The organism is Pseudomonas sp. RL_5y_Pfl2_73 (genome assembly GCF_963970515.1).
Taxonomy (GTDB): domain Bacteria; phylum Pseudomonadota; class Gammaproteobacteria; order Pseudomonadales; family Pseudomonadaceae; genus Aquipseudomonas.
The window spans coordinates 222,958-240,790 of the sequence record NZ_CAXAPD010000006.1 but is presented as its reverse complement, the minus strand read 5'-3'; the positions used below and the strand labels follow the sequence as shown (position 1 = coordinate 240,790).

Genomic DNA, 17,833 nt, shown 5'->3' with positions numbered 1-17,833 from the left:
GATGCCGAGCCTAGGCGAGGCACCGAGTGGTGGGGCAGAAGCGTTTTGGTTACTTTCGCCTGGGCCGGCATTCCGGCTTTTCAAAAGTGACCCGCCGTAAGAGGGTGTTTACAAAACTAGGCAGTCAATCTGCGTAGCAGCATTCTGCCCTGAGCCAGCCATACCCACGCCTCGGCGACTCGTGGTAGCCGATCGTAATGAACCGCAAGGCGTCTCGCCCTGTCATTCCAAGCGTGTGATCGCTCAACGACCCAGCGTTTCGCTTGTGGGACAAAGCCATTCGAGTCGGCCTGCACGGTAAAGAGTTCCAACTGCGCAGAGTGCACCCAACGTCCAACGTTTTTGTTAGCCGGATGCCTGATAACTTTGACTTGAATATCATGACGCTGCGAGATTGTTTGCGCGCATTGCCCGGCGTAACCGTTGTCTACGTACAGCGCTTGGATACTCGGATACTTGGCAAATCCGTCAGCCACTATGGGATGGGCCCCTGCATGATCCTGGATATTTTCCGCAGTAACGCTCACAGCCAGCAACAGCCCCAAGGTGTCGACCAGAAGATGACGCTTACGGCCCTTAACTTTCTTGCCACCATCAAAACCCGTTTCACCACCTTGCGCCGAGCCCCGAGTTGACTGTGAATCCAGCACCGCTGCCGTAGGCTCTACCGCGCGAGCTTCGCGTTCGCGCCACTGCTGACGCAAACGATCATGCATTTTTTCAAACTTGCCTTGCTCGCTCCATCGCCGGAACGTTCGGTAGACGTTCTGCCAGCGCGGGAAATGTTGGGGCAGCATCCGCCAGGCACAGCCGCTACGAACGACATAACAGCATGCATCTACAAGCAGGCGGCGGCTGATGCGGGGAGGAAGTCCGCGTCCTTTGTTCTCGAAAATATCTTGGACAAGCGTCCATTCTGAGTCGGTCAGACTGCTTGGATAATCCTGCTCCGGCTCGAGCCGACGATGGGCATCGGTGTAACCATATCTGGGTGGTTCGACCGCCGCCTTTTCGATGACAACAGCCTTATGGCTGGGAACGAGCGCTACACCTTGCCGCTCAAGCGCCCTGATTACAGGGCCCTTGGTAATCGACATGCCCGTTCTGCGCGTAAATTGGCGACGAATTTCCATTAGTGTGATGGTTGGATCGGATTCAACGATTTGAACCAGAATCCCTTCGTGCTCAGGTTTTATCTTGATGTTGGCCACTGACATGCATTCACAAACGCGGGGTTGGGAGCATTCCAACGGTATATCTTATTTGTAAGCACCCTCTAAGGGCGGAACCATAAGCCGCCGTTACCGCAGAAATGGATATACACAGCACTCCCAAACCCCCCCCAAAAAACGAAGCAAAAAAAAACGGCGCCTTTCCATTTCTGAAAGAAGCGCCGTTTTTTCTAAGTTGAGCAGCATTACGGCCATTGGCCGGGTTTCTGTTCAACCGATCATTGCATCCATGGCGGCGGCGGTTCTTCGGTCTTGCCGGGCGGGGCATCGTCGGCGGCCCGTACGGCCTGCCGGCGTTCCTCGTCCAGACGGGCGGCTTCGATCTCGCGCATGATCCCGCCGACATCCGCCATTTCTTCCGGCTCGTCGAACTCGCCGGTCAGTACGCTGGCCGGGTGCAAGGTGCCAGCTTCGTACAATGCCCACATTTCCTTCGCGTACTTGGTGCGCTTGAGCTCGGGGGCAAACCGACCGAAGTAGGACGCCATGTTGCCCACGTCCCGCTCCAGCATGCTGAGAGCATGGTTGTTACCCGCAGCATCCACGGCCTGCGGCAGGTCGATGATCACCGGCCCGGTTGGCGTGAGCAGGACGTTGAACTCCGACAGGTCGCCGTGCACCAGACCGGTACACAGCATCAGCACGATCTGGGAAATCAGATAGGCGTGATATTCACGGGCCTGGTCCGGCTCCAGCACCACATCGTTCAGACGCGGCGCCGCATCGCCATACTCGTCGGCCACCAGTTCCATCAGCAGCACGCCTTCAAGGAAGTCGTACGGCTTGGGCACGCGTACACCCGCGCCAGCCAAGCGGAACAGTGCCGCCACTTCGGCATTCTGCCAGGCGTCCTCGGTTTCCTTGCGCCCGAACTTCGAGCCCTTGGCCATCGCCCGAGCCTGACGGCTATTGCGGACCTTGCGACCCTCCTGATATTCGGCCGCCTGACGAAAACTTCGCTTGTTCGCCTCCTTGTAGACCTTCGCGCAACGTAGCTCGTTACCGCAGCGCACCACATAAACAGCTGCTTCTTTACCACTCATGAGTGGGCGCAGCACCTCGTCGACCAGACCGTCCTCGATCAGGGGTTCAATGCGTTTTGGAGTCTTCATCAGCTTTTATTGTGGGTCCTTTATTACCAAACACGCGAATGACAGTCGTTATACGGCAATCCTTCCTCCACGGGGAGGGGTTGCCGACCTATGAACCGGTGATGCATGCAATGTGCCGGATCAATCGACCGAGCCGAATCATAGCCGAGACCGGACCTGGCGTTGGCAACTCAATGCCCAGGCATTTGCGACAAGAGCTGACAGTCATGTCTACCGTCGGTTGTAGACCAGTGCGACGACTCAATGCTTGAACAGTTCCCCCGGTGTAAACCCGAACATCCCCTTGAACGCCGCAATGAACGCGGACATTGAATCATACCCACAGGACAACGCGGCGCTGGTGACGCTGTCGCCCTGCTCCAGCGAGCCCAGAGACGACAACAAGCGCATGCGCTGGCGCCAGGCGCGAAAGTTCAGGCCGGTCTCGCGCTGGAACAGACGCATCAGGGTTTTTTCCGACATGCCCAGGCGCTCAGCCCAGGCGTGCAAGGTGACGTTCTGCTCAGGCTGTTCGATCAACTCGTTACACAGCCCCAGCAGGCGAGCATGTCGCGGCAGCGGCAGGGAAAATCCAACCTCCGGCAGAGTCGCCAACTGGTCCAGCAACACCTGCACCAACCGTTGTTCCTGGGTATCGCCTTGCGGGTAATCGACCGGAAGCTGACAGAACACCTTGATCAACTCGCGGGCCAGTGGCGTGACTTCCAGCACTCGACAGCGCTCATCGGTCCAGGGGCAGGCGTGGCGATGCACATACAGGCTGCGCATTTCCGCCCGGGTCGAGGTCACCACCTGATGTTCCAGATCGGCCGGAATCCAGATGCCCCGTTGCGGCGGGGCGAAGAAACTGCCGGCAGCGGTATGTACGCCGAGGACGCCGCTGATGGCGTAGGAAAACTGCACCCAGTCGTGACGATGGGCTTGCGTCCAGGAACCAGCACTCAAGCTTTCGACACGGGCGTAAAGCGGCCTCGGCAATTGCGCCAGGTCAGGGATGCGGCGTTCGAGCTGCTGGTGTCCGTTAGGCGGCATTGATTGGCCTTATGTCGCAAGACGACTAGTCAGGACGACGTTAGGCTAAGTCGACTTTTCTTACAACTTGCGGTGCCCTATGCATATCCTCAGACACCTCAAACGCATGGTGACCGACTGGTTCCTGTGCGGCATGTTGCTCGCCACGCTGTTGGCGTACTTCTTTCCAACCTTTGGTGCCACGGGCGGTGGCATGCATGCCGAATGGGTGGTCAACATCGGTATCTTCGTGGTGTTCTTCCTGCACGGGGTCAACCTGTCCGGCGAACAGGTCCGCCACGGTTTGAAGAACATCCGGCTGCACGTGATGGTGCAGGCCTTCACCTTTGGCGTGTTTCCATTGATCTGGCTGCTCAGCCACTGGCTACTGGGCAGCCACGTGCCAGCGCTGCTGATGCTGGGGTTCTTCTACCTGTGCGCCCTGCCCTCGACCATTTCTTCCTCGGTGGCGCTAACCGGCAGTGCCGGCGGTAACGTGCCGGCGGCGATTCTCAACGCAAGCCTGTCCAGCGTACTGGGGATTTTCCTGACACCGCTGCTGGTCAGTTTCGTGGTCGGCAGCGGCGCTGGTGGCATCGACCTGGGGTCAACCTTGCTCGACCTGTGCATGATGTTGCTGCTACCGCTGGTGCTGGGGCAGTTCCTGCGGCGTTGGTTGGCTGGCTTTTTCGGCAGGTACAAGCGCTACACCAGCATCATCGACAAGCTGGTAATCCTGCTGCTGGTCTACGCGGCGTTCTGCAACTCGATGGTGTCCGGCATCTGGCAACAGCAAGGCAACGGTGTGCTATTGAGCGCAGTGCTTGGCAGTGCCGCGCTGCTGGCGATCATCTTGTGGGGCACCACCCGCACCGCCCGCGCCCTGAAATTCAGCAGCGCCGATGAAGTGGCCGCGGTGTTCTGTGCCAGCAAGAAATCCCTCGCCGCCGGCGTGCCCATGGCGGCGTTGATTTTTGGCAACCATCCCGGCCTGGGGCTGATCCTGCTGCCGATCATGATCTATCACCCGCTGCAGCTGATCGTCTGCTCGATCCTCGCCGAGCGCTACGCCAGCCATCACCGGGAACTGGCCTCACGCCACAACGGCGCCGTCCTCAGCACTCGATAATCGCCGTCACGCCCTGGCCGGCGGCGGCGCAGATGGAAATCAAGCCACGCCCTCGCCCGGCCGCATCCAGCAACTTGGCAAGGTTGGCGACAATGCGCCCGCCCGTAGCGGCAAACGGGTGCCCGGCGGCCAGGGAACTGCCCTTGACGTTCAACCGGCTGCGGTCGATGGACCCTAGCGGCGCGTCGAGGCCCAGACGAGTCTTGCAGTAGCCCGGGTCTTCCCAGGCCTTCAGTGTGCACAACACCTGGGCGGCGAACGCTTCGTGGATCTCGTAGTAATCAAAGTCCTGCAAGGTCAAACCGTTGCGCGCCAGCAGTCGCGGCACGGCGTAGACCGGGGCCATCAGCAGCCCTTCGGCGCCATTGACGAAATCCACCGCCGCCGTTTCACCGTCGCGCAGGTACGCCAGGATCGGCAGCCCCCGGGCCTTGGCCCATTCTTCACTGCCCAGCAACACCAACGAGGCGCCATCGGTCAGTGGCGTGGAATTGCCCGCGCTCATCGTGCCCTTGGCGCTTTTTTCGAAGGCCGGCTTGAGGGAGGCGAGTTTTTCCAGGGTCAGATCCGGGCGCAGGTTGTTGTCCCGGGTCAGGCCCAGAAAGGGTGTCATCAAGTCGTTCTGCCAACCTTCGGCATAGGACGCGGCCATTTTCTGATGGCTTTCCAGGGCCAGCTGGTCTTGCGCCTCCCGGGGGATCTGCCAGGTCTGGGCCATCAATTCGCAGTGCTCGCCCATGTTCAGGCCAGTGCGCGGTTCGTTGATGCGCGGCAGGTCGGGGACGAGGTGCTGGGGACGCAGTTGCAGGAAGGCCTTGATCTTGTCGGCAGTGGTCTTGGCGCGATTGGCTTGCAGCAAGATCCTGCGCAGCCCTTCATTGACCGCGATAGGCGCGTCCGACGTGGTATCCACGCCGCCGGCAATGCCGCTGTCGATCTGGCCTAGGGCAATTTTGTTGGCCACCAGCAGCACCGCCTCCAACCCGGTGCCACAGGCCTGTTGTATGTCATAGGCCGGCGTCATCGGTGACAGCCGCGAGCCGAGCACGCATTCGCGGGTCATGTTCATATCCCGGGAGTGCTTGAGCACCGCGCCAGCAGCCACCTCGCCAATGTGCAGGCCATGCAGGTTGTAGCGTTCGATCAGCCCCTCGAGGGCAGCCGTCAACATCGCCTGGTTGCTGGCGGTGGCATAGGCCCCGTTGGAGCGGGCGAACGGAATGCGGTTACCACCGATGATCGCGACGCGGCGTAGTTGTGTCATGAAGAACTCCCTGTGTAGGTCTAGTGCCCTTTCAAGACTCAACCGAACCCGGTGGGAGCACAGCTTGCTCGCGATGAACGATGCCACGACCTACCTGAAAAGCGCGGTGTCTGCATCGCGAGCAAGCTGTGCTCCCACGGGGATTCGGCGCCCTGAAAGAAGCGCTCCGGCTCAAGCTTAGGCTTTATCTCGCCGATCGAACGACTGATTGCCAATCATGGTCCACACTTGGAACCTCATCAGCCGGAGTGTGTTCCATGTCTGACCGTTATATCGACTTTGCCAACTCGCCCATTGGCCGGCGCATGGTCGGGTCCCTCGGCCTGCCATCGCCGGTGCGCCTGGAACGCTGGCAGGCCGGGCGCCTGCGGCCGATCGAAGGCGCACTGCTGCTGGGCGGCGGGCCGTTGACCGAACAGATCGGCACGTTTGCCAAGCGCCTGACCGATACTATCTTCATCTACGGCGGCGAGCCGACCCTGGCCACCGAGTGGATCCCCGGCCATGGCCCGAAAATCAAGGCGGTGGTATACGACGCCAGCCATTTAGTGCAGGCCGACCAGCTCAAGCAGCTGCGGGAATTTTTCCAGCCTCTGATGAAAAACCTCGACCACAGCACCCATGTCGTCATCCTGGGCCGTGCTCCAGAAAGTCTTGCCGATCCGTTCGCTGCCAGTGCCCAGCGGGCGTTGGAGGGTTTCAGCCGTTCCCTGGCCAAAGAGTTGCGCCATGGCGGGACACTGCAATTGCTGTACGTCGGCGACGGCGCCGACGCCCAACTGGAAGGTGCGCTGCGGTTTTTCCTGTCACCCAAGAGCGCCTTCATCTCCGGGCAGGTCATTCGCCTCAACGCCTGTGACACCCAGGTCCAGGACTGGACCCGACCGCTTACGGGGCTCAAGGCGCTGGTCACTGGTGCCGCCCGTGGGATCGGCGCCTCCATCGCCGAAACCCTGGCCCGCGATGGCGCCGACGTGATCCTGCTGGACGTCCCGCAAGCCAAGACCGACCTCGACGCCCTGGCTGCACGCTTGAGCGGACGCAGCGTCACGCTGGATATCTGCGCCGAAGACGCCGCCGCCCAGTTGATCGAGCACCTTCCCGACGGCGTCGACATCGTGGTCCACAACGCCGGCATCACCCGGGACAAGACCCTCGCCAACATGACCCCGGAATTCTGGGACGCGGTATTGGCCGTCAACCTCAACGCCCCGCAAGTGCTGACCAAGGCCCTGCTCGACAGCGGCACCCTGCGCGACAATGGCCGGGTGATTCTGCTGGCGTCCATCAGCGGCATTGCCGGCAACCGGGGGCAGACCAACTATGCGGCAAGCAAGGCCGGGCTGATCGGCCTGGCCCAGGCATGGGCGCCTTTGCTGCGGCCACGCGGCATCAGCATCAACGCCGTGGCGCCGGGCTTCATTGAAACCCGCATGACCGCCGACATCCCCTTCGCCTTGCGCGAGGCCGGGCGGCGCATGAGCTCCCTGGGCCAGGGCGGCCTGCCCCAGGATGTCGCCGAAGCCGTGGCCTGGCTCGCGCAACCGGGCACGGGCGCCGTGACCGGGCAGGCGCTGCGGGTATGCGGACAAAGCCTTCTGGGAGCGTGACCATGACGATCCAATGGCATGAAGTCAGCAGCCCGCCCTCCATGTCCGGGCTTTACTCGAAAGCGGCGACACGGCGCAAGGTCACCGGCACGACCCTGCCCGAGGAAGGCCTGCGTCAAGTGCTGCAGGTCGACCCGCAACGCCTGGCGGCCTATCGCAAAGTCTGCGGGTTCGTCGATAACGGACTGCTGCCGCCGACCTATCCCCACGTCTTGGCGTTTGCCCTGCAAATGCAATTGCTCACTGGCCGTAACTTTCCGTTTCCGCTGTTGGGGCTGATCCACTTGAGCAATCGCATTCGTGTATTGCGGCCCATGGGCGGGGTTGGCCAGGTACGGGCCAGCGTCAATGTCGAGCAGCTGCAAGCCCACCCCAAGGGCGCGGTCTTCGACCTGGTGACCCGCCTCGATGATCAGTTGGGGCCGCTGTGGGAGGCCCAAAGCCAGATGCTTTGCAAAGGCGTCCAGCTCGACGGGGCACTCGTGGAGGATTCACCGCAGGCCAGCCTGCCCTTGATTGAAGTCGCGCGCTGGACCGCACCGGCGGACATCGGTCGGCAATACGCCAAAGTATCCGGCGACTACAACCCCATTCACTTGAGCGGCATCAGCGCCCGGTTGTTCGGCTTCCCCACCGCCATCGCCCATGGCCTGTGGAACAAGGCCAGGACCCTGGCGGCGTTGGATGAGCACCTGCCCGAGGCCAACATCGAGATCGATGTGACCTTCAAGAAACCGGTGCGCCTGCCCAGCGAGGTGACGCTGCTGGCAAGTGCCGCGGGGTCCAGCGGGCAGCTGCAACTGATGGGGGCTGGGGAGCTGGAGCATATGGTGGGAGAGTGGCGGCCGGTGGCCTGAACAGAATGATGGCCTCCACACCCGTCCCCTGTGTGCGAGCTTGCTCGCGAAAGCGGTGAGTCAGCTTGAATCACCGTTGAATGTGCCGAGGTCTTCGCGAGCAAGCTTGCTCCCACAGATGTTCCGGGGTGTTCACAGAGCAGGTGTCCGCCACAAAATCCCTGTGGGAGCGAGCTTGCTCGCGATGGCGGTGGGTCAGCTCGCATCCATCTTGAATACGCCGAGGTCAACGCGGCGGGTAGTTGGACAGGATCCGTCCCACCGTCTCGCGCACAGCCGTGTTGCGGTCAGTCGGGTTGGGGGAGTTGCTGAGCAGTTGCTCGTCACTGCCACGCCACACCAGCTTGCCGTCCTTGCCATCGAGCAGGTCGATCTGCACGGTGGCGACCTTGTAGCTGATGTTGCGGGTTTCGTTGTACATCGGCCCGCCCCAATAGCCATTCCAAGGCCCGCCCCAACCGCCGCCGTAGTGGGTGGTGACCTGCTGCTGGCGGTCCTCGACGATCAAATAGGCCTGGACCAGCACATCGCCATGCCCGCCAGCCGCCGCCGGACGCAGGCCGCGTTGGTCGAGTTGATCGGCAACCGCCTGGCGGATCCGCTGTTCGGTCAGGTCGCTCTTGATGCGGGGGTCATCGGGACGATATTGCAACGCCGGGGCTTTCCAGCTCCAACTGCGATACGCCGCGAAATCGCGGCCGGTGTCGAAGTCATGGTTGACCTGGTTAGAAGCACAAGCACCCAACAACAGAGTGAAGGCCAGTAGAGCAAGACGGCGAAACATGGTTTTTCTCCGTTGCGTAATCAACTTGGGGGATACGCCGACATGGCTTTTTCCACCGCCGCACGAATGGCATCGGTGCGCTCGGTTTGGCTGCCACGCTGGCCGGCCTCGGCGCTGGCGCTCCACACCGGTTGCCCCGTGCGAGCATCGAACAGATCCACCCGAACCACCACGACCTGCTCCTGATATGTGCGCACCATCGGCACCGGATGATACATGCCATAACCCTGACCATAACGGTCATAACGGTTATAGCCGCCGTAGTAACCGGCATCGTAGTCATCCCGGACCTGGCGCACACGGGTCTCCAGACGCAGGTCTGCACTGACGAACAGGTCGGCGGGCCGGTTGTCATGCAGCGGACGCAGGCCGCGCTGGTCCAGGGCATTGCTCACCGCTTCGGCCACCTGGGCCGAATCCGCCCAGGCGGTACCCGACGGCAGGTGCCCGTCGCGCCAGGCCCAGCTGCGATAGCGCCCGTAGTCACGGGGTGGCGCGGGATAGGCGCTGCGATCGAACACCGTAGCGGCCTCGGGCGGCGCCGGCGGTAGCGGATTGGACGTGGCGACATAGGGGTTGCTGCCCTGGCAGGCCGCCAGTCCCAGGCACAGCATCAACAACCCTGAACGACCTTTCATTTCGCTCTCCGGTCACACTGGACGGCAGATCCAGTGCAGATAACGTCCCAACCCGGCAAACGCCGGATGGCGACGGTGGGCCAGTTCCATTTCCAGCAACGGCGCAAGCTCCACACGGCCCTGAAACTCCAGCGGCATGTAGTCATGGAAAACCCGCACGCCACTCTGGTTTTCGACCTGCCACAGGCCTTCAAGTTGCGCCGCCAATTCCCTTGGATCAAGAGGTTGTTGCGGCGTCAGGCTCTGTTTTTCGCCGGCCATGTCGTTTTTGCGCAACTTGCGAAAATGCCCCTTGAGGAGGTTGCGGTAGACCAGCGCGTCGCGGTTGTAGAACGCCAGGGACAGCCAGCCACCCGGGACCGTGAATTGATGCAGCACCGGCAGGATCGCGTGAGGTTCAGCCAGCCATTCCAGCACTGCGTGGCACAGCACCAAATCATAGGGTTCGGTGAGCTGGCCGGGCAGGTCTTGCCACGGCGCCTGGATGAACGTGGCGCTCTGGCCCGCCTCGGCAAACCGCTGGCGAGCGCCTTCGAGCATCGGTTCGGCCGGCTCGGCCAGGGTCACTTGGTGACCGCGCTCGGCCAGCCACAACGACATGTGGCCCAGGCCGGCGCCAATGTCCAAGACGCGCAACGGACGCTGTGGCAAGGTTTCCAGCAGATCGGCCTGAAGCACCGCCAGGCGGATCGCGCCCTTGGCCCCACCGTAGATTTTTTCTGCAAAGCGCGTGGCGAGCTGATCGAAATGACGGTCACTCATTGGCCGAACCGCCGTTCGCTGTCGGCCAGCTTGCTGCGCACCACGGCGTCCATGTCCAGGCCCAGTTCGCTGCAAAGCAGCAACAGGTACAACACGATGTCACCGACCTCCTGCCCAGCGTGGGCCAGTTTGTCCGCCGGCAACTGGCGCGACTGGTCCTCGGTCAGCCACTGGAAAATCTCCACCAGTTCGGCCATTTCCACACTGGCGGCCATGGCAAGGTTTTTCGGGCTGTGGAATTGCCGCCAGTCGTTACGGTCACGAATGGCATGCAGGCGTTCGGTCAGTTCAACAAGGTTCATCGGGTTCTCCTGAATGCGCATAGCTTCAGGGGGATAACCAGGGAAGGCAAGCGTCTCGGTACGAAGCGACGGTTTGCCCCATAATCGAACCAACTCGGCCGCCACAGCTCCTACAATCAGGAGCCAACGGCTCAGATCCCCTCCCATCAGGATGCACATATGCAGGTAGAAAGCTTTTTCGAATGGCTCGGCCAGGCGCTCGGTTCGATGATCCGTTTCATCGTCGACCTGCTCAGCGGTTTGTTCAACACCCTGGCCAACGCTGGCGGCAACTTCGTCGATGGGTTGTCACGCACCCTGGGCATGGATACCTCGATCATCAGCATCATCGCGCTGATCCTCGGGCTCATGCTGCTCTACTCGGCCATCCGCGCGTTCATGCGGGCCTCGATCGTCATGGGCATCATCTGGCTGGTGCTAGGGTTGTGGTTGTTGAGTTGGATCATTCACTAGGGCCAAGAGCACTGTGTGGGAGCAAAGCTTGCTCGTGATACAGGCGTCTCGGTTCCCTGAAAGACCGCGTCATCTTCATCGCGGGCAGGCCTTGCTCCCACAGATTTTTTCAGATCGAACGCAGAGCGTCCCTAGAGGCGTTCCCACGCGGAGCGAGGGAACGATCAATGCGAGAACCCGCTACAATCGCGCTCCATCAAGGAGCCCGCATGTCCAACCTGACCTCCGACTGGCGCGACCGCCTTACCCATCGCCGGGTCTGGGCGCTGGCTGCGCCGATGATTCTCTCGAACATTTCCGTACCGCTGGTGGCGTTGGTGGACAGCGCCGTCATCGGCCATCTGCCCCATGCTCATCAGCTAGGCGCCGTGGCGGTCGGGGCGAGTTTGTATACGGTGCTGGCGTGGGCCATGGGTTTCTTGCGCATGGGCACCACGGGGTTCGCCGCCCAGGCTGCCGGGCGTGATGATGGGGCAGCGTTGCGACAAGTGTTGTTGCAAGGACTGTTGTTGGCGTTGGGGTTGGCGGTGCTGCTCGGTGCCGTCGGCGTACCGTTGAGCGACGTGGCGTTGCACTTCATGCAGCCGTCCGCCGAGCTCAACCAGTTGACCCGTGACTTCTTCCACACCCGGCTCTTCGGCTTGCCGGCAGCGCTGGCCAGCTATGCGCTGGTAGGCTGGTTCCTCGGCGCCCAGAATGCCCGTGCCCCGCTGGCGATCCTGCTAGTGACCAACCTGGTCAACATCGCCCTGAACCTATGGTTCGTGATCGGCCTGGAGTGGGGCGTGACCGGGTCGGCCCGGGCGTCGGTCATTGCCGAGTGGACCGGCGCGCTGGTCGGCCTGGCCCTGGCCCGCAACACACTGCGCGCCTGGCCCGGGCAGATCGCCTGGGCCGCCCTTGGGCTGTGGCAGAGCTGGCGCCCACTGCTGGCGGTGAACCGAGACATTTTCATTCGCAGCCTGGCGCTGCAAGCGGTGTTTTTCCTGATCACCGTGCAAGGCGCACGCCTGGGGGATGCGACCGTGGCGGCCAATGCCCTGCTGCTCAACGGCCTGTTGCTGACAGCCCATGCCCTGGACGGCCTGGCCCATGCCGTCGAAGCGCTGTGCGGTCATGCCATTGGCGCCCGCGACCGCCTGGCCCTGCGTCGCTCGCTGGTGGTGGCGTGCGGCTGGTCGTTGATCGCAAGCCTGGGCTTTGCACTGCTGTTCCTGTGCGCAGGTCACCTGTTCATTGACATGCAGACCGACATTCCCGACGTGCGCGCCACCGCTTATAGCTACCTGCCATACCTGGCAGCCCTGCCACTGATTGCGGTCTGGAGTTACTTGCTCGACGGGCTGTTCATCGGCGCCACCCGTGCCCGGGAAATGCGCAACGGCATGCTGCTGACCTTGCTGCTGGTGCTGCCCATCGCCTGGACACTGCAAGGGTTGGGCAACCATGGGCTGTGGATCACCTTCCTGCTGTTCATGGCCCTGCGCAGCCTGACCCTCGGTGCTTTCGCCTGGCACTTGCAGCGCCACGACCGCTGGCTCGGCACATCTGCCCACTAACGTTCAACCCTGGCTGCTCTGCCAGCGCCGACGCAGATGCTCGAGCCGCTCGCGCTGCGAACCGCCCACCAGGCCTGGCACTGGCCGGGCATCGGGGTATTGCAGGCGCAGCCACAGCCAGTCGTCGAGCACCGCACGCTCGGTAAACCCCAGCGCCAGGCCCTGCTGCAAATCCCCCCAGAGCCGCTGATAATCACATCCGGTAGAACGGGACCACTGCCAGGTGTGACGCTCCAGCAGGCATCGTTGCAACTGGTCCTGCTGCCGGTTGCTCAGGCCGTGCTCTTTCTCCAGCGCCGCCACCGGCAGCCCCGGGTTGGACAGTTGTTGCCAACCCTGGCTACCGATCGCCCGGTCGGCCCAGGTGCCACCAAACCAGCGCAACGAACTGATCGGGCCTAGCCAGCAACTGAGCTCCTGAGGATTGCAACCGTCGAAGAAATAGCTGGCGATGTGCGGGTTGTAATAGCTCAACAACGCTTTGTGATGCAGACCCAGGGTCACCGTCAGCATGCGTCGCAGATGCGCCAGCAATGGCGCAGCGGGCGATGGGCTGACCAACAACAGTCCCGGCCAGGAACGTGGGTCCAAGTGACAAAGGCTGACCAGCGCAGGCGAATGGCGCAGATCCACCAACAGTGGACCGTGCTCTTGCAGCCCCTGCAACTCGGTATTTTCAAACAAGGCAAAGTACCGGGCCTTGGCGAACTGCGCGTGCACAAGCCGCGCAGCGCCAGGCGCACTCGGTACGTCGAGCAGCAGCCATTGCGGCGTTGATCCAGACAGGGTCGCGGCATTCATCGAGCCACGCCCGAACCGCGTCGCATGAGCATACGGCAGGTGCATAGTGGCTGGGCGCAGGGGCTGAACGGCCCGCCTTCGGGCAACAAGCACAACAAGACCAGCGGCTCGGCATCCTGGATTGCAGACAACAGGACCGGATCGGCAACCAATGGTCTACGTGTTCCGCCTGTGGATAACTCATCCACAACCTCTACTGAGGCAGGCGCATTCAAAAATGCACTGATCATTGGCCGATCCGGATCGCCTTCGATAAAGCTCACCAGTACCTCGGTGCCGTCACTCAGGGCGCCCGCTCCACCCACGACCAGTTCGGGTGCCAAGGGCAGCCAGCAATGACTGGGGCTGGAACCTTCGCCCTGGTAGGCCCAGTCAAGCTGCACTGCCACGCGCCCCGCACCCGGCTCCGCCGGCTCGTCCACCGCCACGACCCAGCCCCGTTGCCGGCTCACCATGCGCGGCTTTATCGGAACCTCATCTGGCACGAACAGCGCGCCCCGGGGAATGGCCTTGAAATGATTGTCATACACCCCCGCCTGCGCGCGGTGCTCGACCTGCGTCAGCAGCCAGCGCCGGTTCCAACCGGCAAACGGATGGGCCATCAACGTCAGCACCTGACCACCGTGCAGGTTCATCAAGTCGCTGCGACCCTGGGCGACCTGCTCCCCCGACACCTCGGTTTGCACGCTGAAGGACCGCACCGCGGCAATCGGGCCCTCGTCCGCGTAGACCGCCTTACCGGCCGGAGGGAAACTGTGCGGATGATCAGCGAACACCAGGCAATGCCCGTCCCGTGTGTGTTCGAAATGAAAGTGGATACCCACCTGGGCGCATACACGTTGAAGGAACTGCAGGTCCGACTCGCGATACTGGGTACAGAAATCCTGCAGTGGATAATCGCCACTCAAATCCAGGCACAGGCTGCGGCCACTGATGCCATGGGCCTTGAGCACCTGGCGAATGATCTGCGGCACCGAACGGGCGCTGAAGACCCGCTGGCTGAAACGCTGCGTCAGACAGGCCAGCTTCGGCCTGATACGCACCCGGCAGCCGGCGCCATGACGGTGTTGGACCAACTCATGGAGCTGCCCATGAATACCCCGGCCTGGGGCCCCGAAACTCAACCAGACGCTGCGGTATAACAGCCCCGCCAGGTCCAGGTTCGCGTCGCGCAACAACAGTTGCGCCTCATAGACGAAGGGTTCACTGATGGTTTCGCTACCCGTGAAGGCCACGACGTCAACAGGCTCGGGCAGACCGGCTATCTCCAGACGAAAGACTGGCTCGCTGGCTGGATCGGACATCGGCGTTTCTCTACAGGAGGGGCGGTCGGGGATTCTCGCCGAGAGCCATGGTCGAGTAGAGGGGCCAAGCACAAGTTAGGAAAGGGACTACACGAAATAAGGACATCGCCGGTTAAATGCACCGACGTACAGAAATAACGACGGCACAAATAAAAACGCCCTCCGGGACTGTCCGAAAAAACCCGCAACATGCGGTGCATTTTCTGACAGCCCCGGAGGACGGTGCCGATGATGCAATCCTGTGGCGAACTGGACTGCGTAAGAGCTGCGTAGGAGCTGTCGAGTGCAACGAGGCTGCGATCTTTCCCCAAACACTTGAGTCCCAAGCGAAAGATCAAAAGATCCCAGCCATCGGCAGCGCCTACAGGGCACAGCCGAGCGGGAGCAAGCCTCCCTCAGCACCTTGCCCGAAAGGCGCTCACTTCCCCATCAAGAAGACAGATAGGACGAACGCGTCAGCCCCAGGCGCAAGGCATCGAGGAACTGGGTACGTTCGGCAGCACTGATGCGGGCGCTGGCACACTTGTCGCGGTAGTGAGTCATTAACTCCTCCGGCGACAGGTGCACGTAGCGCAGCATGTCCTCGATGGTGTCGTGGGTTTCGATACCGGCGTGGTACACGCTGCCATCGGCGTTCTGGTAGATGTTCACCGAGTCGGTGTCACCGAACAGGTTATGCATGTCACCGAGGATTTCCTGGTAGGCGCCCACCAGGAAGATGCCCAGCAGATAGTCTTCATCCGGCTTGAGCGCGTGAACCGGCAGGCTGGTCTCGATGCTCTGCTCGTCGACGTACTGCTTGATCTTGCCGTCGGAGTCGCAGGTCAGGTCTTGCAGCACGGCGCGGCGCAGCGGCTCTTCGTCCAGGCGATGCAGCGGCAGGATCGGCAGCACCTGGCCGATGGCCCAGGTGTCCGGCAGGCTCTGGAACACCGAGAAGTTGCAGATGTATTTGTCGGCCAACTTGTCGTTGAGCTCATCCAGCACCTGGCGGTGCGAACGCTGGCGTGCCTTCAACGAGTTGTGCAGGCGACGGCACACGGCAAAGTAGCACTGCTCGGCCAAGGCTTTTTCGGCCAGGGTCAGCTTGCCGTCGGCGTACTGGGTCGCCACGTCGCTCATGTAGTGAGTGGCGCGCCAGTATGTCTCGGTGACCATCTCGATATCGGTCGGGCCCAGCAGGTCAACCAGCCATTGCACGGTTTCCGGCAGTTCCTGCTTGTTGTCGATCACCGGCACGTCGTCGTTGTGCTTCTCGACGTCGGTCACCTGCACCACCAGCATGGCGTGGTGCGCGGTCAGCGAGCGGCCGCTCTCGGAGAAGATGTTCGGATGCGGCAGGCTCTGGGCATCGCAGAACTCCTTGAGCATGCCGACCACGACACCGGCGTAATCGTCCATGTCGTAGTTGATCGAACTGGCATTGCGCGAGTGCGTGCCGTCGTAGTCCACGCCCAGGCCACCGCCGACGTCGATGTGATCAACCGGCAGGCCGAGGTTGCGCAGCTCACCGTAGTAACGGATCGCTTCCTTGAAGCCGTGCTGGTAGTCCGCCAGGTTGGCGATCTGCGAGCCCATATGGAAGTGCAGCAGGCGAATGCCTTGGTCCAGGCCGGCGGCGCGGAAGCGCTCGACCACCGACAGCAGTTGCGCGGCCGACAAACCGAACTTGGACTTCTCGCCACCGGTATCGGCCCACTTGCTCGATGCCAGGGACGAAAGGCGCACGCGCAAGCCGACCTGGGGCTTGACCTTGAGCGCTGCGGCCTCTTCGATCACCAAGCCAACTTCGGACTCTTTCTCGATGACGATGAAGACGTTGTGTCCGAGTTTCTGGCCCATCAGCGCCAGGCGGATGAACTCGCGGTCCTTGTAACCGTTACAGACGATCGTCCCGCCCTTCGGTGCCAGGGCCAATACCGCCAGCAGCTCCGGCTTGGAACCGGCTTCCAGGCCGATGGAGACGTTCTGGGTGGCGATGATGTTTTCGATCACCGCTTCCTGCTGGTTAACCTTGATCGGATAGAGCGCGGTGTACTTGCTCTGGTATTCCAGGCGCGCGATGTTGCTGTCAAACGCGCCGGTGAGCTGGCGCACACGGTCTTGCAGGATGTCAGGGAAGCGCACCAGCAAGGGCAGCGACAGGCCGCTCTGGCGCAACTGGTCGACTTGCTCGAACAGATCGATGGGCGAGCTGCCGGGACCGTTCGGACGGACTTCGACGCGACCGGCTTCATTGATCGCGAAATACCCGGCCCCCCAATGGCGAATCCCGTAAACACTGCGGCTGTCCGCAACTGTCCATTGGCTGCCATCGTCTTTGCGTGTGCGTCGTACGGACATCGAAGTCCCCTATAAAGAAGTCAAAATGCACCATCCGGTCGGAGGCTGGGGCAGTCTAGAGAGTGAAAATGACGAATTGCCTGTTAGCAAGGTAGACCCTGCTCCCAGCGATGAGTTTAGAAACCCGTTCAGAACAGGCTCTGTGAAAACCATGCGGGCGCCCTCGAACGTTGGGTTCGGGTCAAGCCGAGGGTGGTTTTCACAGAAGCTGCTAGCCGCCGGATTTCTTTGCCTTGAAGCCGTGCTTGGCCAGTTCCGCCAGCAGCAGCTCGACGTGATCGCCCTGGATCTCGATGATGCCGTCTTTCAACGCACCACCGGTGCCACAACGTTTCTTCAACGCAGTGGCCAGTTCCTTGAGCGCGTCTTCTGCCAACGGCACGCCGGTGATCGTGGTCACCGTTTTGCCGCCGCGCCCTTTGCTTTCACGGCGCACGCGCGCAATGCCGTCACCGGTAGGGATGGCGGTCTGCTTGCAGATGCAGGCATCCACCGGTTGACGGCAATCAGGGCAATGACGACCCGCGTCGGTAGAAAATACCAGGCCGCCCAGGGCGGCGAAGGATGCGGCTTTTTTGGCCACCGGCAATCCTCTTGGGAGGACAAAGACTGGTCGAGGACAGAACGTGCCTCGACCGCGAAACCCCACTCAGGCAGGGGCAGCGCTACTGG

The 17,833-nt window shown here is 61.9% G+C and carries 17 protein-coding genes; 5 read left to right on the top strand and 12 right to left on the bottom strand.

Annotation, left to right across the window (positions count from 1 at the left end):
* Positions 1-116: 116 nt before the first annotated feature.
* The 3 genes from AACY42_RS08500 to AACY42_RS08490 all read right to left on the bottom strand — a co-directional run bounded on the left by AACY42_RS08500 (position 117) and on the right by AACY42_RS08490 (position 3,376).
* Positions 117-1,211 carry an IS5 family transposase gene (locus AACY42_RS08500; RefSeq protein ID WP_445261509.1) on the bottom strand — a complete coding sequence of 365 codons (1,095 nt, stop codon included), beginning with the start codon at positions 1,209-1,211 and terminating at the stop codon, positions 117-119.
* 239 nt (positions 1,212-1,450) lie between these two features.
* Positions 1,451-2,344: a PA4780 family RIO1-like protein kinase gene (locus AACY42_RS08495; protein WP_339478558.1), complete on the bottom strand. Its 894-nt coding sequence runs from the start codon at positions 2,342-2,344 to the stop codon at positions 1,451-1,453.
* A gap of 240 nt (positions 2,345-2,584) precedes the next feature.
* Positions 2,585-3,376, bottom strand: a complete 792-nt coding sequence (locus tag AACY42_RS08490) for an AraC family transcriptional regulator (RefSeq protein ID WP_339478556.1) — start codon at positions 3,374-3,376, stop codon at positions 2,585-2,587.
* A gap of 79 nt (positions 3,377-3,455) precedes the next feature.
* Between AACY42_RS08490 and AACY42_RS08485 the strand changes: the two genes are divergently transcribed.
* The gene (locus AACY42_RS08485; RefSeq protein ID WP_339478555.1) at positions 3,456-4,484 is read left to right on the top strand and encodes a bile acid:sodium symporter family protein; all 1,029 of its coding nucleotides are present in this window, start codon (positions 3,456-3,458) and stop codon (positions 4,482-4,484) included.
* On the opposite strand, the gene AACY42_RS08480 is transcribed toward AACY42_RS08485, so the two are convergent.
* Positions 4,471-5,748: an acetyl-CoA C-acetyltransferase gene (locus AACY42_RS08480; RefSeq protein WP_339478554.1), complete on the bottom strand. Its 1,278-nt coding sequence runs from the start codon at positions 5,746-5,748 to the stop codon at positions 4,471-4,473. The genes AACY42_RS08485 and AACY42_RS08480 overlap by 14 nt on opposite strands.
* A gap of 257 nt (positions 5,749-6,005) precedes the next feature.
* On the opposite strand from AACY42_RS08480, the gene AACY42_RS08475 reads away from it, so the two are divergent.
* Positions 6,006-7,358, top strand: a complete 1,353-nt coding sequence (locus tag AACY42_RS08475; RefSeq protein ID WP_339478552.1) for a 3-oxoacyl-ACP reductase — start codon at positions 6,006-6,008, stop codon at positions 7,356-7,358.
* A gap of 2 nt (positions 7,359-7,360) precedes the next feature.
* A complete protein-coding gene (locus AACY42_RS08470) occupies positions 7,361-8,215 on the top strand; it encodes a MaoC family dehydratase (RefSeq protein ID WP_339478551.1) in 855 nt (284 codons plus the stop codon).
* A gap of 226 nt (positions 8,216-8,441) precedes the next feature.
* Here AACY42_RS08470 and AACY42_RS08465 read toward each other — a convergent pair whose 3' ends face one another.
* The 4 genes from AACY42_RS08465 to AACY42_RS08450 are packed head-to-tail and all read right to left on the bottom strand — an operon-like array spanning position 8,442 to position 10,701.
* Complete coding sequence (locus AACY42_RS08465; RefSeq protein ID WP_339478550.1) at positions 8,442-8,999, bottom strand: DUF4136 domain-containing protein; 558 nt, start codon at positions 8,997-8,999, stop codon at positions 8,442-8,444.
* Between the two features lie 20 nt (positions 9,000-9,019).
* On the bottom strand, positions 9,020-9,637 hold the full coding sequence (locus tag AACY42_RS08460; RefSeq protein WP_339478548.1) for a DUF4136 domain-containing protein: 618 nt from the start codon (positions 9,635-9,637) through the stop codon (positions 9,020-9,022).
* Between the two features lie 12 nt (positions 9,638-9,649).
* Positions 9,650-10,399 (bottom strand): methyltransferase domain-containing protein, encoded by a 750-nt coding sequence (locus AACY42_RS08455; protein WP_339478547.1) that lies wholly within the window; start codon positions 10,397-10,399, stop codon positions 9,650-9,652.
* Positions 10,396-10,701: a MazG-like family protein gene (locus AACY42_RS08450; RefSeq protein WP_003186192.1), complete on the bottom strand. Its 306-nt coding sequence runs from the start codon at positions 10,699-10,701 to the stop codon at positions 10,396-10,398. The genes AACY42_RS08455 and AACY42_RS08450 overlap by 4 nt, the downstream gene beginning before the upstream one ends.
* A 159-nt stretch (positions 10,702-10,860) precedes the next feature.
* On the opposite strand from AACY42_RS08450, the gene AACY42_RS08445 reads away from it, so the two are divergent.
* Together AACY42_RS08445 and AACY42_RS08440 are read left to right on the top strand one after the other, a co-directional pair.
* Positions 10,861-11,154 carry a hypothetical protein gene (locus AACY42_RS08445; RefSeq protein ID WP_339478545.1) on the top strand — a complete coding sequence of 98 codons (294 nt, stop codon included), beginning with the start codon at positions 10,861-10,863 and terminating at the stop codon, positions 11,152-11,154.
* Positions 11,155-11,363: 209 nt separating this feature from the next.
* A complete protein-coding gene (locus tag AACY42_RS08440; RefSeq protein ID WP_339478544.1) occupies positions 11,364-12,713 on the top strand; it encodes an MATE family efflux transporter in 1,350 nt (449 codons plus the stop codon).
* Positions 12,714-12,716: 3 nt separating this feature from the next.
* Here AACY42_RS08440 and AACY42_RS08435 read toward each other — a convergent pair whose 3' ends face one another.
* From AACY42_RS08435 to AACY42_RS08420, 4 genes are all read right to left on the bottom strand, one after another.
* On the bottom strand, positions 12,717-13,514 hold the full coding sequence (locus tag AACY42_RS08435) for a DUF4123 domain-containing protein (RefSeq protein WP_339478542.1): 798 nt from the start codon (positions 13,512-13,514) through the stop codon (positions 12,717-12,719).
* Positions 13,511-14,818, bottom strand: a complete 1,308-nt coding sequence (locus AACY42_RS08430; RefSeq protein WP_339478540.1) for a type VI secretion system Vgr family protein — start codon at positions 14,816-14,818, stop codon at positions 13,511-13,513. Before AACY42_RS08430 ends, AACY42_RS08435 begins: the two co-directional genes overlap by 4 nt.
* A 429-nt stretch (positions 14,819-15,247) precedes the next feature.
* Entirely contained in the window at positions 15,248-17,161 is a 1,914-nt protein-coding gene (speA, locus tag AACY42_RS08425) for an arginine decarboxylase (protein ID WP_339478539.1), read from the bottom strand.
* 211 nt (positions 17,162-17,372) lie between these two features.
* Complete coding sequence (locus AACY42_RS08420; protein ID WP_339478537.1) at positions 17,373-17,744, bottom strand: translation initiation factor Sui1; 372 nt, start codon at positions 17,742-17,744, stop codon at positions 17,373-17,375.
* Positions 17,745-17,833 lie beyond the last annotated feature (89 nt).